This is a genomic window from Acinetobacter lactucae (genome assembly GCF_013122135.1).
GTDB lineage: Bacteria > Pseudomonadota > Gammaproteobacteria > Pseudomonadales > Moraxellaceae > Acinetobacter > Acinetobacter lactucae.
The window spans coordinates 2,918,133-2,933,827 of record NZ_CP053391.1 but is presented as its reverse complement, the minus strand read 5'-3'; the positions used below and the strand labels follow the sequence as shown (position 1 = coordinate 2,933,827).

Here is a 15,695-nt window from a genome sequence, read left to right as displayed (position 1 = left end):
GATTGGGCTTTAATCAAATTATTTTTTAGATGATTTTCTAAAAGGTAACTTTTCGGTAGCAAAGCCATAAATTGCAGCGAAAGGCAGGGCAGTTCTTGCTAAATAAGCCACACGCCATAACCCACCATGGTTAGCACCTTCCATCATCAGCTCAAGCGGATGATCCAATACAGTTTCAGGATTTGCTACAGAAGACTCATTTCTTAAGTCATGAATCCAGAGTGCCGCCATAATAGCGTTAGTGGTTTCAGGGCTAAATGCTTCTACATCAAAAAGCTCTGCGCCATTAAAAGCTGCTTTCAGCAATGGATTTTTAGTCACTGAGTGAGTTGTTGTCGATGGTGCAATATTAATGCTGACACGTTGCCCTTGATGGCGAGCCAAAATTGCACGCCATTGTTGAATACGTTTTGCCAAAGCATAGTTTGGTCCTTGTTCAACCACTAAACAGTCAGCAATACCATAAGTTTTTCCATTTTCACATGTAACCAAGTCTTGATATGGCGCTTGAAAAAAACGATTGAGAGAAAGTGTGGAAACACCTTTCACAGCTAATTTTTGTATTTTTTTGCGTGCTTTAAATTTCTCTTGAGCAGCCTCTGCAACTTCCTTTGGTACTGCATAAACATCGGTTGGTGTACACATAAACATAAGGCTCGTATCAGGCTTATGCTCACTCACAAATTGCATGATACTGTCCATGGCCATGGAAACGCGGACATGCTTTTCACCATCTAAATAGGCGATTGCTGCCAAATCTAACTTTTGTGGAAACTGAACCAACCACTGCGCAATTTCTGGTAATTGAGTCAGTAAATTTGCACCCAGCTTATCTTTTAACTCAGAAGCTTTTGCTGAAGAATCAACTGATTCAAAACATGGTGCAATGAGTGTGGCATTCCCTTGTTGAATCGTATTTAAGATCTTGCCCCAGACTCGTGAATTTGGTAAATCTACCGCAACAATATTCGCTTTCCATTTAGCTAACCAAGGGAGGGGACCGGCTTCTGAGGCAGCTCCAAACAGCACCATGGTACGGTCAGATAAATCGAACCATTCTGGGTGAGCAATAGCTTCACGCAAAGCCTTTGCATGGCTTGGTTCAATAATACCAGCCACTTCCCAGCGTTGAATCTGGTCTAATAAGCTTTGTCCACTTAATTTTTGTCCTTTATAAGGAACATACCATTCAGGTGCTGCGTCACTTTCACCTTTAAGTTTTACTGTATAAAGTGGTTTAGATGAAGCAATATGAACGGCATCTTTTAAAAGGTAGTGTTTATTATCACGATAATAATCAAAAATATGGTGAGCTTTATGCAAACCTTGCTTCGCAATAGTAATTGGGTTGTTACTGTTAGAAATTCCTTGTTTAACAAGTGCTTTAAAATATTCAGGATAGTTTTTTCGCCAGTTTTTTTCATTCAACACTTGTTGTGCGGTTTTATTATCTACAATAGATAAAGCCTCTGACAAGATCTCTTGGCCTGTAAGAGATGTGCTTTGCTTTTTTGTTGAGGCGTGTACCGGAAATTGTAGACCTTCGACTTGACTTGTGCTGGACATAAAATATCTCGTTTATACGACTGGGTTAATATACAGATGTATACATTATCTATGCCAATGAAAGGAAACGAGTGGCAATAACTGACAAAATAATATTGATTATTTATGTGATGAAACTTGAAAGAGAAAGTTATTATGATAAATTCATCTCATTTTTGTCTGAATTTTTTTCACATTTTTAGAACATTTTTATAGACTTACGTTACATAAATGATTATTTTGTATTAAGCAAATACATCAGTTTTAACCTGAAGGTAAAATGTTCAAAATGTATCAATAATAGCGATACAGAAATGATTAAAAACTAGACTTTTTTCTTAAGTTATAAGACAAGTCAAACGAAATAAGAAAGAATTGGGGTGAAACTAGATAGAAGACAACGTAAGATTGTCTTTTAAAAATCTTGGGGATATGGTGATTTTTTTACACCATAATTTTCTAGTTTCATCCCATCTATTTTTGGGCTGGAACCCTCCATTTAGTATTCAATTTATCAATTGATTGAAGCCTGTTTCTTTAGAGTAACTTCAAAATTACTTTAAAAGAGGGTATTTCTAACAACGACCTTTTTTAGCTTGTCCTGGTGGGCAAAAGTCTCCAGGGTGTCCGTAGTGTGGTGAATCTGGGTCAATCACAATACTACCGTCGGGAGTATGGACTGCACAGGCCGATAGAGACATCGTGAAAATTGCTGCGGCGCAAAGAAGTAAAGTTTTCATGTTGTTCTCACTTTTTTATCATTCTCATTTGTACTATAAAAATATTTTGATTGTTTTTCGATCTAATTTTGGTTAAAAAATATCTTTAAACAGCCTAATTAAGAAGAAATTAAGGAGATCGTAAAATTGTTCGAAATCCAACATGTGTCGCAGCTAAATCAAAATCCTGTGGATAACGGCTACTACTACGATAACGGGAACAATAATTTTGAGCACAAAGAAAAGATCCGCCTTTAATTACATATTGAGTACTAGTGATTTGTTGTTGTCTTAAATCAGAATAATTTCCCATATGTTGGTCATGAGCACCTTGATATGGAGAGGACGTCCATTCCCATACATTTCCAATCGTATCAAATAGTTTGAAATTGTTTGATGCAAAACATCCAACGGGTGCAACACCTTTAAAGTGATCTTGATTCAGGTTTTGAAAAGGGAATTCACCTTGCCAATAATTTGCTTGTGGATGTTGGTGTTCATCGGTAGGAGCTTGATGTAAAGGAGTATCCGTTTTTGAATTGGCTTTAGCTGCATATTCCCATTCTAGTTCTGTGGGTAAATCACGTCCTAGCCAGACTGCATAATGTTCAGCATCATTTTTACTTACATATCGCACAGGCTCATTAGGATTTGCTACAGCGCCTTTATCACCATTTGGGGTTTTCCACGTATATCCTGATTTTAATTGCCACCATTGCTGTGGCTGATCAGAATCTGGTGAAAAAACAGCAGCCTGCTTTTGTTTTTCGGCATCGGTAATATAGCCTGTTGCCTTTACGAAGCTTGCAAATTGGGCTACGGTGACTTCGGTCTGATCAATCCAAAATCCTTTAACTTCTCGTTGTTTTTTACCAAAATTAAGTTCATCTGGATAGGCTTTCTCAGAACCAAAATTAAAATGCCCATCGGCAATTAAAACCATCCCAGCTGTAGATAGTTTGAGCCACCCTTGAGGCAGTCCTGTGTAGTGTTGACACTTTTCAATAGAACCCAAGTCAGCTAAAGAAGTTGGTTTTTGAGCTGAAGATGTAGACTCAGAAATTTTTGAAGATTGGCTACAGCCTGTCATAAAAGACAGGCTGATTGTGATAACTAAAAATGGTTTTAATCTCATTTGGCATTATATTCCTGCACACCATTTTTCTCAGTATATTTTTGATAAACCGATAACAGCTCTTGAACTTTAGCTGGGTAAAGCTGTGCAACGTTTTGTCTTTCCCCCCGATCTGTTTTAAGATTATATAACTCCCAAGTTCCTGTACCTAATTCAGGGCGTCCTTGGATTGCAATTTTCCAATCACCTTGTTTTGCATATTTACTACCATGTAACTCGTCGGCAAAACTAAAATTGGCAGGGCGAATCGTAGTTGTTTTATTTTCAAGTACAGATTTCCATGAGTAGCCAGTTGGCGTATTGATAGTACGTCCATTATATTGGCCTTGAGGTACTGGAATATGAGCATAATCTAGTAAAGTTGGGAAAACATCGAGTACAGATGCAAAGCTATGATTGGTTGCTTTTGCTTTTTTCTGATTCGGTAATTTCACAATGGCAGGGGCTGTCGTTGCACCTTCACCCGCCGTGTCTTTCCACAAGTGAAAAGGTGCGGCACTCACTTCGGCCCAACGTGGTCCAATATAATGATACGAAGTAGGTGTACCTACGTTTGCTACAGAGTTATCAAAACCAGATTCACTGCCATATCCTCCACGTACAAAACCTTCTGCGCCATTGTCTGAAACAAAGAAAATTAAGGTATTGTCATAAAGATTATTTTGTTTGAGATATTGAATAATACGACCTACATTGGCATCGAGATTCTCGACCATGCCCGCATAAATTTCCATTTTACGGGCTTCGAGTGCTTTTTGTTCAGCTGTTAACTCATCCCACTTTCCATATTTCTGTGGGGCATTTTGAGTTGCAATTGGTTCTGCTGCCTCAAAGTTTGCAGGAATAATCCCAAGCTGTTTTTGCTTAGCAATACGGGCATTACGAATTGCATCGTAACCGACATCATAAACCCCGCGATATTTTTCGCGATATTCGGCTGGTGCCTGAATTGGCCAGTGAGGTGCTGTGTAGGCAGCATAAGCAAAGAATGGTTTACCACTATTTTTACCTGAATCTAAATAGCTTAGTAATTTATCGGTAAAATAGTTCGTCGAGAAAAAGTCGTCAGGCAATGCTGAAACAGGAACAATTTGTCCATCTTCGGTATAAGTTGAATTTCGTTTAAACGCACTTGGAGCCTGCTTAAAGTGATGGTCTAAACCTTGTAATAAGGTAAATGAGTGGTCAAAACCTTTAGCATGTGCATTAGTTTCAGATGTTAGCCCTAAATGCCATTTACCACTGATGTACGTGCGATAACCATTATCTTTAAGCACTTGAGCAATCGATAGTGAGCGTTCGTTTAAGTAGCCCTCATAGCCTGGTTGTCCCTTTAAATGGTCAGGTGTGAGCTCAGCCATTGCCCCAATACCAGCTAAATGGTGATCAGTACCAGAAATGAGTTGAGAGCGTGTTGGCGAACAGGTCGGGGCAGTATGATAATCCGTTAAAAGGCGACCTTCTTGAGCCAAACTATCAATATTCGGCGTATGAATTTCACCACCAAAAGCTCCTAAATCGGAATAGCCTAAGTCATCAGCCATGATAAATAAGATATTGGGTTGCTTAGGTGTACTTACGACATTTTCTTGATTATCGTTGTCATTACATCCAGCCAAAGATAAGCTAAATAATGCAATGGAAAGGCCAGATAAAATTGCTTTGTACTTCATTGTATCATCTGAATTATTAAAAGAATTGGCATGAGTTTAATCAGATGGTTTTTGCAAACAAAACAAAGAATTGATCAAAGAAAATCAGAAAAAAGACTGAGAATTTATGCAGATAAATAAATAAGAAAAAAAGAAAAGCCCACAACGGGCTTTTCGTTGTTTTATTCTATTTAGAAAGGAAGGCGAGTAAGTTGGTCTAGGAAATGTGGAATAACTTTAGGTTCAAGTAAAATGGTAACGATGATCCCGTAAGCTGCACCCCATAAATGAGCACTATGATTGATATGACTATTACCTCGCTTACCTGCCCAAATACTGTATGCCACATATAAAATGGCGAAAATAATAGCGGGTACGGGAATGAAGAATACAAAAATCAGCTTCCATGGCTGAAACAGAATATAAGCAAATAAAACTGCTGAAACAGCACCTGAAGCGCCTAGACTGGCCCAATTCGCATCGTTTTTATGTTGTAAATAGCTTGGTAAAATCGCGAAGATTAAGCCACCTAAATAGAACAACACGAAACCCATGTCATAAAAATATTGGCGATAAAAACTTTCAATAATACTGCCAAAGAAGAATAGGGTAATCATGTTGAAAAGTAGATGTGTTCCATCGGCATGAATAAAACCATGCGTGATGAAACGATCAAACTGCCCACGTTGCATTGCTGGTGGCCAAAAGATCAGGCGGTTCATTACATTTTGATTGCTAAATGCAAGTAAAGAGACAATGACCGTAATAATAATAAGGGTAATGGTATGGTTAAACGGCAAATGCAACATAAGAAATATTTAAAAAATGATCAATACTGAGGTCAATAATGCCATTAAAAACTTAACTTGAAACCCTGTTGTGTATAAATCCGACAAATTTAGTTGATTTTTTTTAAATCTACCTCATCTTCGGTTAATATAAAGGCATCAGCTTGAGGAATATTGTTATGTCGACTGAGAACACCAACACTGCTGTTGCAGAAGAAATTCCAAACCTTTTGATTACACCATCTGCACAAGAGTATTTGCACGATTTACTAACGAAGCAAAATACTCCGGGAATTGGCGTTCGAATTTTTGTTGAACATCCGGGTACGCCACGTGCCGAATGCTGTATGGCATATAGTGCGCCAGAAGAAGTGATTCCAACGGATTATAAACAGGATTATCCTAATTTTCCTGCGTATATTGATGCGCCATCTATTCCTTATCTTTTAGATGCCGTAATCGATTACAACAAAGACCGTTTTGGTGGTCAGCTCACTTTCCGTGCTCCAAATTCTAAAGTTCCACGTGTTGGTCCAGATGCTTCAATTGAAGAACGTATTACTTACATTCTTCAAGCAGAAATTAACCCAGGTCTTGCAGGGCATGGCGGAAATTGTAGCTTGGTAGAAGTACAAGATGATCCAGAACACGGTTTAACTGCTGTATTAAAATTTGGTGGCGGTTGCCAAGGCTGTTCAGCAATTGACGTTACCTTGAAACAAGGTGTCGAAACCACTCTAAGAGAGAACATTCCTGAACTTCAACGTGTGGTTGACCAAACTGACCATACGCAAGCAGAAGGTGCTTATTTCAAATAATTAATTTATTTGAAAAGTGAAATAAAAAAGCCTCAAAATGAGGTTTTTTTATGCCTATTAATTGAAAATAATTATCAATATTATTTATCTTTTTATTTAATTTTGTTACATTTGTTAAGGTGAAATTCACAATTTATCCATTATTTGATCTGCTGGAGCAGGATATGACTAAATATATTTTCCAATCTGTATTATCTCTATCGATATTTACAGTTATGTTTCCTATGGCTTACGCTTCTGAAAATGAAAATAATTTAGTTGATTCTTCAAGTGAAAATAAAAAAGAAGTTACCCAATTAGAAAAAATAGTCGTAACAGCGAGTGGTTTTGAACAAAATATAAAAAAGGCAGCCGCTTCTATTTCTGTTTTAACTCAAGATGAAATTAATAAAAAAGCATATCGTGATGTAACTGATGCGCTTAAAGATGTACCAGGCGTGGTTGTTACTGGTGGTGGGAGTTCATCTGATATCAGTATTCGCGGAATGGGTAGCGCATATACCGTTATTATGGTCGATGGTAAGAAAGTAAATACACGTTCTGTGCGACCAAATAGTGATAATTCAGGTATTGAGCAAGGTTGGTTACCGGGAATCGAAAGCATCGAACGTATTGAGGTTATTCGTGGTCCAATGTCTGGCCTATACGGTTCAGATGCGATGGGTGGTGTTATTAATATCATTACTAAAAAAGTTGCAGATGTTTGGAACAGTTCGGTTAAGTTAGATACAACGATTCAGGAAAATAATAAATCTGGAAATCTTTACCAAGCCAATACTTATGTGTCGGGACCATTAATTAAGAATTTACTTGGATTAAAAGCCAACGGCACATTTTCACAAAGAGATGAAGATGAAATTATTGGTGGTTACAACAAACAAAAAATTCGTGCAGGAGGGGCGACTTTAAGCTTGACCCCTAATGATCAACATACCATTGAGCTTGAATATCAACGTTCTATCCAAAATCGTAATGCCACAATTGGTAAAACAGTTTCACCTATTCAGACCGGCCGTAATCCACCAGCAGATTCATTAACAGACTATTATCGTACAGAGTATAGTTTAACGCACCGTGGTGACATAGGTCCTGTAAAGACTCATTCTTATATTCAGCGCGAAGAAAATAAGAATCCATCTAGAAATATGGAAGCTGTAAATACTACATTTAACACGCTTAATCAGATCACACTCGCAAATCATGCGCTTAGTGTGGGCGGAAGCTATTTAAAAGAAGAATTAGACGATTTAGGTAACCAGTTAAAAGTGGGTGGCTCACAACCTGTTTCTAATTTAGATCGTTATAGCTGGGCATTATTTGCAGAAGATGCATGGAATATTATTGATCCTTTCACTTTAACAATGTCATTACGAATGGATCAGGATGAAAAATTTGGAGATCACTTTAGTCCTAAAATATATGGTGTATGGACTTTAAATGATAACTGGATTATTAAAGGCGGCGTATCAACAGGTTATAAAACACCTGCACTACGAGCGACCGTAGCAGAATGGGGACAAGCTACAGGTGGTAGCAGTTCTGCTGGAGTGATTGTAGGTAATCCAAATTTAAAACCAGAGAAAAGTACCAACTATGAGCTGTCATTCGCGTGGGATAATTTAGATAACTTGAATGCTGGCGTAACGATTTTTAATAGTGAATTTAAAGACAAAATTACAGAAGTTAGAACGTGCTCAGGAGATGCAGGTGCTCGCGAGTGTAAGTGGTTAGGTCTAGATTTTGATTTTGTCAGTCAACGCACAAATGTGGATAAAGCCAATATGCGAGGGATTGAGGCAACTTTTGGTTGGTTAATTTCACCAGATTTAAAAATGAATGCCAATTATACATATACCGATACTGAGCAAAAAAGTGGTCAATTTAAAGGTCAACCTTTAAATGAAATGCCGGAACATATGTTTAATACCACTTTAGATTGGCAAGTTAATGACTTAGTCAACATGTGGAGTCGCTTGAATTTCCGTAGCAAAACTTCTGAGTATTTAAGCCGTACCTCAATGGCTGAAGGAAAGCCTGCTTATGGACTGGTTGATGTTGGTATGAACTATAAACCGACTGACAAAATCCAAGTTGCGGCAGGCATCTATAACTTATTTGATAAAGACATTGATGTAGCAACTTATAATTATGTCTTAGACGGACGCCGTTATAATTTAGGTATTATTTATAAATTTTAATTAGTTAAATAACAAAGGCGCTTTAAGCGCCTTTGTTATTTAAAATCTGTAATGCTTTTTCAGAATAATAAAACTTCTCTAAGTACACACGGGCACGACGTCTTAAATGTCCAGTTGTGACTAATTGTTGTAGTACGGGTACAAGCAATGCGGTCAGTTCATGCTTCACTAAACTTTCGTCAATATTGAGGTCACGAAGTAACAAGTCAAAATTACGTTCCTGATTACGTACATACCAAGTGTAAATGCCATCATGTACTTGTTGTTTTAAATAATCGGTTTGACGAATGTGGTCCCAGATTTCATGTCCTAAACCAACCGTTTTTGATAAGTCTTGAGTTTCTACATAATTTTTTAAAACAGACAGCGGCATCGTTTTAACTTTATGCCAAACATTTGCCTGAAAATGGTAGAGCTTATCATTGTCAAAATGTTGGTTTAAAACACGCTCGCTCATTTGGCTGAGTTTTAAAATATTCTTTTGCAAATAATGATTAATCGTGTCATCTAGATTTGAATCGGTTACGGTTTCTAAAACAGATTTCCCCATTTTCATGAAACGACCTACACCTGGTACACGCTTTGACATAGACTCATCTAAATAATCATGCATTGTTTGCTGAATCAATTGAGTCAAAAGTGCTGAAAAGGCAGGGTTATTCACAATCGTTTTAATCAGCTTTTTACGGTGCTCTTCCTTACTTGCAATGTACTGTGCAATTCGGTCAATCGTTAAAACAGGAATAACATCTTCAACAGTTGCCGTTTCATTTGCAGGATGAATCAGCGCAAAACGAATATGCTCAGCGATCTGTTCAATCAGAAAATCAGAAGCAGGCGTGTCTAAAATCTGCTTTTGAATCAGCTGTTGAATCTGTTCAAAAGTCCAAATGTGTTGTAATTGCCGACTTCCCAACCAATGATAAAACTGCTCAAACTCTTGTTGAATCACTTGAGTCTGAGCAAATTGCTCATCTAAAAAATCTAGATGAGCTTCAATAAGTTTTTCAATGATGGTTTGGGTAGACATAAGGTCTCACAAATTAAAAGTTTTATTTAAGGCGTAGTCGTTTTTAAAGATTGGTTTGCTTCTACTTTCAATAAAAACGGTACATATTGTTGAATGACCAACTGTTCAGCTTCCAAAATTGGCATATGGCCTACGTTTTCCAAAATAATGGGAGGCTCAGCATTCTTTAAAAGCCGTTTCAGTTCATTTGCGACTTCTACATTAATAATTTTATCTTGTTTACCCCATAAAATGAGCGTCGGTGCATCAATTGTTTTGGTAAGTACGGCAAATGAATCTGGCGTATAAACCTTATTAAGTGCAATTAGTTGATCAACCAGTTTTTGTGTTTGAGGTGCCTGATCAATCATCAATTTTTCTTGAGCTTGCAAAAACTCTTTAGGAATAAACGGAGGATTAAACATGGTTTGTTTTAATAAATAATTAAAGTCACCTTTTTTAGATACTAAGAGTTGTTTTAGATAAGCAGGATCTTTTAGATAAATTGTGTTGGCTGAACGAAAAATACCACCGCTATCTACTAAAAATAGACTTTTGGTTTCAAATGGATATTGTCCAGCATAGAGCAGGGCAATAGAGCCGCCGAGTGAGTGCCCAGCAATGTGGATCGGACCTTTTAAATTTGCAGCTTCAACAAATCGACGTAATTTTTCTGCAAGATTTGGTACCGAATAATCGAAGTCTTGGGAAACGATAGTTTCACCACTACCCGGTAAGTCAGGAATAATGACATGATAATTTGTTGTGAGATAACGGGCTACTCGGTTCCAGTTATCACGGCTGCCCGCTAGGCCATGAATGAGGAGTAAAGTTGGTTTTGTTGTAGAGCCGCCTTCACTATATGACCAAGTCACATCGCCTACTTTTAGACTTTTACTTTGTAAACCAGCCCAGCCACGTTCTTGTTGTAAAACATTCTGGAACGTCACATCAATGTTGTCGGCTGCATGTACTTGAGAAATGCTCATGACTGACAATAAGCTACAAGCTACAGTCAGTGCGGTAGCAGTTTTTTTCATAGAGGCTTTAATTGATGTGGACAGCCTTGTCATTGATTTCATCCTTGATGCTTAAGCGAGTTTGAAAAATTATTGAAAAACTTTGCCAATGAGTCATTTGCCAAATGTTTGGAATGAAGAAAATTATAGTCAATCGGAGAAGCAAAGTATGTCTATTTTTTCGCTAAACAGCAGAGAATTGGCCGTAAAACCTACATTAAATAGAATGAGGTGCTTTTCATTTTTTTCATGACAAAGGATTTATTTTTTGTCAGTGACATTCAAATTTTGACACATTAAAATGCTTTCTAACCTTGAAAAAACAATGGAAATATAAAATGCCTACTGCGCAAGAAGTTTTAGATCGTCTGAAAGCTGGTAATCAACGATTTGTAAATGGAAATACTTCCCTTGCAAAAACCTTATCGCATCATGAACGCGCTGAAATGGCAAAGGATCAAAATCCTTTTGCGATTGTATTAGGTTGTTCAGATTCACGTGTTCCAGCAGAAATGGTATTTGATCAAGGTCTTGGTGACTTATTCGTAATCCGTGTTGCTGGTAATGTGGTTGCACCCTCACAAGTCGGTAGTGTCGAGTTCGCAGCAGAGCGTTATGATTGTCCGGTTGTAGTGGTATTGGGACATAGTCATTGTGGCGCGATTCAAGCAACAATTGATACGTTAATGAATCCTGATCACCCGCCATCATCTAACTTAATGTCAATTGTGAACCGTGTTCGCCCATCAGTTGAAATTTTAATGCAGACTGATTTAAAAAATGATTTGAAAAAACTTTCATGTCATGCGGTGCGTTCAAACGTTTTTGCTTCGGTAAATCAATTACGTCATGGTTCGGCTGTGTTAGAGAGTCTGATTGCAAAAGGTGAGTTGATTGTTGTTGGCGCTGAATATTCACTAGAAACTGGTGAAGTTACTTTTTTTGATTTCTGATCATATTAAAAAGAATACTTAAAGATAAAAGGTGCCTATAGGGCACCTTTTATATATGGATAAGCCAAATTAAGTAATTTTGACTGGGCTTGAGCATTTGGATGAATCAAATCATTTTGCATAAGCTGTTTTTGACCCGCAACGCCATCTAGAAAGAAAGGTAGTAATTTCACCTGATATTTTTGGCTTACAACTTTATAATTATTTTCAAAAGCCTTGCTATATGCAGCCCCATAATTTGGCGGGATTTTCATGCCAAAAAGAATAACTTTGGCTTTTTGTTTTTGGCTTAGTTGAATAAGTTGATCTAGATTTTTTTGAATCATTTGAGGTGGTTGACCACGCAAGCCGTCATTTCCGCCTAATTCAATCACAACTACGTTGGGCTTATAGGTCTGCAGTAATTTAGGTAGTCGTGCTAAAGCGCCGCTGGTTGTTTCTCCACTAACACTTGCATTGACCACTTTATGTTGTTTGGGATACTGTTGGTCTAAGCGTTTTTGCAGTAATTGTACCCAACCTTGTTTGGGATCAATTCCGTAACCGGCACTGATACTATCTCCTAAAATCAAAATAGTTTTCGCCGATACAAGCATGGGCAGCATACTTAATGAGATGAGCATGATGCTTTTAGAACCAATCAAAAAAGATTTAGACATTTGTACTTCGACCCTGATTCTGAATACATAGGACTTTTTACATCATGCCACAACCGATCATTGCTGCCCATCAAGTTACACAAACTATTCAGATTAACCAAAATCAGTTTACGATTTTAAAAGATATCGATTTAGAGATTTTTGAAGGGGAGCAGGTAGCAATTACGGGACGTTCTGGCTCAGGTAAATCAACATTATTGGGAATTTTGGCGACTTTAGATCAGCCATCAGAGGGAGAGATCTGGTTGTGTGGACAAGCTGTTCATCAGTTAACAGAGGAACAACGTGCCCAGATCCGAATGCAGCATATTGGTTTTGTATTTCAGTCTTTTCAACTTTTACCTCAGTTGAGTGCGCTTGAAAATGTCATGTTACCTTTGCGATTGCGTAAAGATTTTGATTATAAAACCGCAGAGAAAAAAGCTTTAGATTGGTTGCATCGAGTAGGTCTTAGTCGTCAAGTTGAACAAACACCTAAAGTCTTATCTGGAGGAGAACAGCAGCGTGTGGCAATTGCACGAGCTCTCATTGCAGAACCACAAATTATTTTTGCGGATGAACCGACAGGAAACTTAGATGGTCAGACAGCACAAGAAGTTGAAAGCCTACTCTTTGATTTAAACCGAGAGTTAGGTACGACTCTGATTCTGGTGACTCATGACCGTAATTTAGCGACCCTTTGCCAGCGTCATATTGAATTAGATGATGGCCGATTAAAGACAGTACAGGGTGGTTAACTTATGCGTAATCTTCTAAAACCACTTTTACTACAAAGTTTTCGCACAGGTGGGTTGTACCTGCTTATTATTGCCTTATCACTTGCGATTAGTGCGACAACTGCTCTTAAATTTAGTAACGACCAAGTTAAAAATGCGGTCAGTCTGCAAGCCTCTCAAATGTTGGGCGCCGATTTAGTTCTTTCAAATAATGAGCCGATTGAAGTCGCATGGAATAAAAAGGCGCAGCAGCTTGGTTTAAAGCAAACTCATGTCACCATGTTTAGTTCAATGGCGCATACCCAAGATCAGTTTGTCATGGTCAATGTGAAAGCGATAGAGCCCATATTTCCACTAAGAGGACAGCTTGAGATTAATCCCCATGCTAAAGGCATTCAGTCTGGAGAAGTCTGGCTAAGCCAAAGAGCGGCAGATTTATTAAAAGTAAAACTGGGTGATGCTGTTTCTATTGCTGACGCTACCTTCCGTTTTAGCGGTGTGATTGTGCGTGATTCAAATCAGGAACTCGGTTTTTCAGGCTTTTCGCCAACTGTCATTATTCATCAAGCCGATATTGCTAAAACGCATGCGATTCAAACAGGCAGCAGAATTGACTATCGTTTATTAATGTCGGGTAGCCCTGAACAGGTTCAAAGTTTTTCAAAGCAATTTAAGCAACAGCATCAAACCTCTAAAGACCCAGATGAAACGGTTGGTTTGCGATTGCGTGATGCAAGTGAATCGAATAGTAGGTTATTACGTCCGCTTGAAAACCTAGATACCTTTTTGCAATTGGCCAATATTTTAACTATTTTATTGTGTGGGATTGCCATCGCTCTAACGAGTCAACGTTATGTGCAGCAAAACCAAGATCATATTGCGCTGATCAGATGTTTAGGTGCTAGTAAGTCCCAAATCTTGTGGGCATATATTGGATTGCTTTGTGTTGTCAGTGCGATTTCAATTGTGTTGGGTAGTCTTTTAGGTTTGATCATGGGATTTGGCCTGCTGCAACTTATGCTGGAATTGATTCCTCAATTAGAGCTAAGTTTTTCGGTCATACCACTTTTAATCGGGCCTTTACCCATCGCTATTTTTACGAGTGTGATTGTGCTGCTTGGTTTTATTTTGCCAAGCATCTGGGAGCTTTTAAATACACCTCCAATTCGAGTGATTCGAGAACAAGCCAAATCTCGTAAATCTTTATTTTTTATGTTTTTTGCAGGGATCACTAGCCTGATCGTTTTTAGTTTGGTGTTGAGCGAAAACTTAATGCTCAGCATTCTGGTTTTGGCTGCCATTATTGTTCTTTGTATTTTGCTTTACGCCGTTGTTTGGTTATTGCTTCGTAGCTTAAAAAAGCTGAAAAATCGTTTGTCTTTTTATATTCGGTCTCCATCGCAAAGTGCCTTACAAATTACTGCATTGGCTTTAGGGTTAAGTCTTATTACAGTGTTGAGCGTATTAAGAACAGATTTATTGGAGCGTTGGCAGCAACAACTGCCTGAAGGTACGCCGAATCAATTTGTTTATGGATTGCCTCCATTTGATTTAAAAGCCTTTGAGCAACAGTTAAAGCAACATGGTTGGCAAAGCACGCCGTTATATCCAAATATTCGTGGCCGACTGATAGCAAAGAATGATGTGCCTTTTTCAGAAGAAGCCATAAAACAAAATAACTCTTTACGCCGTGAATTGAATTTGACTCAATCAAATCTATTACCGGATGACAATGCAATTACAAAAGGACAAGCCCAGTTTAATGGCGTGGGGCAAGTTTCAGTCGAAAGTAAAACTGCCGAAAGTTTGGGAATCCAAATTGGGGATAAGCTTACTTTTAGTTTGCCCGAAGGCACATTGCAAGCCAAAGTTGTCAATTTTCGGAGTGTAGAGTGGGAGAGTTTTAGCCCTAACTTTTTCTTTATTTTTTCACCTAAAACCTTAGACGAAAATGCTGGAAGTTACTTGGGTAGCTTTTATGTACCTAAGCAAGACCAACCTAAAATGATCAATATTATTCAGCAGTTCTCAAATACCGTATTTATTGATGTTGATCGAATTTTAGATGAAGTAAAACGCTTAATGAATGTTTTGGTTAAAATAGTAACTGTACTGGCAGCATTAGTCGGTTTTTCGGGTGTATTAGTACTGATTGCTTGTTTAAATCTGTTAATGGATGAGCGACGCCGTGAAGTTGCTTTACTACGCTCATTTGGTTTATCTAAAAATAAAATGAAGCAAATGCTTAGTTTTGAGATTGGTTTCTTAGGTCTGTTAGCAGGCGTAGTTGCCTGCTGTTTTGCAGAAGTGATTAGTGCGATTGCAAGTTATAAAATGAATATGGCCCTACAGTGGCATATTGAAATATGGCTGATTTTACCTCTTGGTATGATGTTGGTTTGCGCCCTGATTGGTCGTTATCGACTAGGTTACCTCTGCAATTTACCGCCTTTACAAAGTTTAAGAGAGTTAAATCAATTATAG

Annotated in this window: 13 protein-coding genes; 5 read left to right on the top strand and 8 right to left on the bottom strand. The window is 38.0% G+C overall.

Annotated features, from left to right (window positions below; genetic code table 11):
* Positions 1 to 18 precede the first annotated feature (18 nt).
* The 5 genes from HLV59_RS13765 to HLV59_RS13745 all read right to left on the bottom strand — a co-directional run bounded on the left by HLV59_RS13765 (position 19) and on the right by HLV59_RS13745 (position 5,860).
* Entirely contained in the window at positions 19 to 1,566 is a 1,548-nt protein-coding gene (locus tag HLV59_RS13765; protein ID WP_016144616.1) for a hypothetical protein, read from the bottom strand.
* A 554-nt stretch (positions 1,567 to 2,120) separates the two neighbouring features.
* Positions 2,121 to 2,285 carry a hypothetical protein gene (locus HLV59_RS13760; RefSeq protein WP_016144617.1) on the bottom strand — a complete coding sequence of 55 codons (165 nt, stop codon included), beginning with the start codon at positions 2,283 to 2,285 and terminating at the stop codon, positions 2,121 to 2,123.
* A 109-nt stretch (positions 2,286 to 2,394) separates the two neighbouring features.
* Positions 2,395 to 3,399: an SUMF1/EgtB/PvdO family nonheme iron enzyme gene (locus HLV59_RS13755; protein ID WP_216606725.1), complete on the bottom strand. Its 1,005-nt coding sequence runs from the start codon at positions 3,397 to 3,399 to the stop codon at positions 2,395 to 2,397.
* Complete coding sequence (locus tag HLV59_RS13750) at positions 3,396 to 5,072, bottom strand: arylsulfatase (protein WP_171430195.1); 1,677 nt, start codon at positions 5,070 to 5,072, stop codon at positions 3,396 to 3,398. The genes HLV59_RS13755 and HLV59_RS13750 overlap by 4 nt, the downstream gene beginning before the upstream one ends.
* A 170-nt stretch (positions 5,073 to 5,242) precedes the next feature.
* A complete protein-coding gene (locus tag HLV59_RS13745; protein WP_031947651.1) occupies positions 5,243 to 5,860 on the bottom strand; it encodes a rhomboid family intramembrane serine protease in 618 nt (205 codons plus the stop codon).
* 158 nt (positions 5,861 to 6,018) lie between these two features.
* Here HLV59_RS13745 and nfuA point away from each other — a divergent pair, with 158 nt between their 5' ends.
* Both nfuA and HLV59_RS13735 read left to right on the top strand, forming a co-directional pair.
* Positions 6,019 to 6,657, top strand: a complete 639-nt coding sequence (nfuA, locus tag HLV59_RS13740; protein ID WP_087088482.1) for a Fe-S biogenesis protein NfuA — start codon at positions 6,019 to 6,021, stop codon at positions 6,655 to 6,657.
* Positions 6,658 to 6,821: 164 nt separating this feature from the next.
* Complete coding sequence (locus HLV59_RS13735) at positions 6,822 to 8,855, top strand: ligand-gated channel protein (protein ID WP_171430194.1); 2,034 nt, start codon at positions 6,822 to 6,824, stop codon at positions 8,853 to 8,855.
* Between the two features lie 22 nt (positions 8,856 to 8,877).
* Here the strand turns inward: HLV59_RS13735 and HLV59_RS13730 are convergent, their stop codons facing one another.
* Entirely contained in the window at positions 8,878 to 9,885 is a 1,008-nt protein-coding gene (locus HLV59_RS13730; protein WP_171430193.1) for a hypothetical protein, read from the bottom strand.
* A gap of 26 nt (positions 9,886 to 9,911) precedes the next feature.
* The gene (locus tag HLV59_RS13725) at positions 9,912 to 10,937 is read right to left on the bottom strand and encodes an alpha/beta fold hydrolase (RefSeq protein WP_171430192.1); all 1,026 of its coding nucleotides are present in this window, start codon (positions 10,935 to 10,937) and stop codon (positions 9,912 to 9,914) included.
* 284 nt (positions 10,938 to 11,221) lie between these two features.
* Between HLV59_RS13725 and HLV59_RS13720 the strand changes: the two genes are divergently transcribed.
* Positions 11,222 to 11,836, top strand: a complete 615-nt coding sequence (locus tag HLV59_RS13720; RefSeq protein ID WP_004703121.1) for a carbonic anhydrase — start codon at positions 11,222 to 11,224, stop codon at positions 11,834 to 11,836.
* Between the two features lie 35 nt (positions 11,837 to 11,871).
* Here the strand turns inward: HLV59_RS13720 and HLV59_RS13715 are convergent, their stop codons facing one another.
* A complete protein-coding gene (locus HLV59_RS13715; protein WP_005129345.1) occupies positions 11,872 to 12,495 on the bottom strand; it encodes an arylesterase in 624 nt (207 codons plus the stop codon).
* A gap of 44 nt (positions 12,496 to 12,539) precedes the next feature.
* Between HLV59_RS13715 and HLV59_RS13710 the strand changes: the two genes are divergently transcribed.
* Positions 12,540 to 13,232 (top strand): ABC transporter ATP-binding protein, encoded by a 693-nt coding sequence (locus tag HLV59_RS13710; RefSeq protein WP_031947655.1) that lies wholly within the window; start codon positions 12,540 to 12,542, stop codon positions 13,230 to 13,232.
* 3 nt (positions 13,233 to 13,235) lie between these two features.
* The gene (locus HLV59_RS13705) at positions 13,236 to 15,695 is read left to right on the top strand and encodes an ABC transporter permease (protein ID WP_171430191.1); all 2,460 of its coding nucleotides are present in this window, start codon (positions 13,236 to 13,238) and stop codon (positions 15,693 to 15,695) included.

What these genes read in the sequence shown, in the direction of transcription:
- HLV59_RS13715 (WP_005129345.1), bottom strand. Translation starts at nt 12,495, where the DNA reads ATGTCTAAATCTTTTTTGATTGGTTCTAAAAGCATCATGCTCATCTCA.
- HLV59_RS13750 (WP_171430195.1), bottom strand. Translation starts at nt 5,072, where the DNA reads ATGAAGTACAAAGCAATTTTATCTGGCCTTTCCATTGCATTATTTAGC.
- HLV59_RS13755 (WP_216606725.1), bottom strand. Translation starts at nt 3,399, where the DNA reads ATGAGATTAAAACCATTTTTAGTTATCACAATCAGCCTGTCTTTTATG.
- HLV59_RS13760 (WP_016144617.1), bottom strand. Translation starts at nt 2,285, where the DNA reads ATGAAAACTTTACTTCTTTGCGCCGCAGCAATTTTCACGATGTCTCTA.
- HLV59_RS13745 (WP_031947651.1), bottom strand. Translation starts at nt 5,860, where the DNA reads ATGTTGCATTTGCCGTTTAACCATACCATTACCCTTATTATTATTACG.
- HLV59_RS13730 (WP_171430193.1), bottom strand. Translation starts at nt 9,885, where the DNA reads ATGTCTACCCAAACCATCATTGAAAAACTTATTGAAGCTCATCTAGAT.
- HLV59_RS13720 (WP_004703121.1), top strand. Translation starts at nt 11,222, where the DNA reads ATGCCTACTGCGCAAGAAGTTTTAGATCGTCTGAAAGCTGGTAATCAA.
- HLV59_RS13705 (WP_171430191.1), top strand. Translation starts at nt 13,236, where the DNA reads ATGCGTAATCTTCTAAAACCACTTTTACTACAAAGTTTTCGCACAGGT.
- HLV59_RS13710 (WP_031947655.1), top strand. Translation starts at nt 12,540, where the DNA reads ATGCCACAACCGATCATTGCTGCCCATCAAGTTACACAAACTATTCAG.
- HLV59_RS13765 (WP_016144616.1), bottom strand. Translation starts at nt 1,566, where the DNA reads ATGTCCAGCACAAGTCAAGTCGAAGGTCTACAATTTCCGGTACACGCC.
- nfuA (WP_087088482.1), top strand. Translation starts at nt 6,019, where the DNA reads ATGTCGACTGAGAACACCAACACTGCTGTTGCAGAAGAAATTCCAAAC.
- HLV59_RS13725 (WP_171430192.1), bottom strand. Translation starts at nt 10,937, where the DNA reads ATGACAAGGCTGTCCACATCAATTAAAGCCTCTATGAAAAAAACTGCT.
- HLV59_RS13735 (WP_171430194.1), top strand. Translation starts at nt 6,822, where the DNA reads ATGACTAAATATATTTTCCAATCTGTATTATCTCTATCGATATTTACA.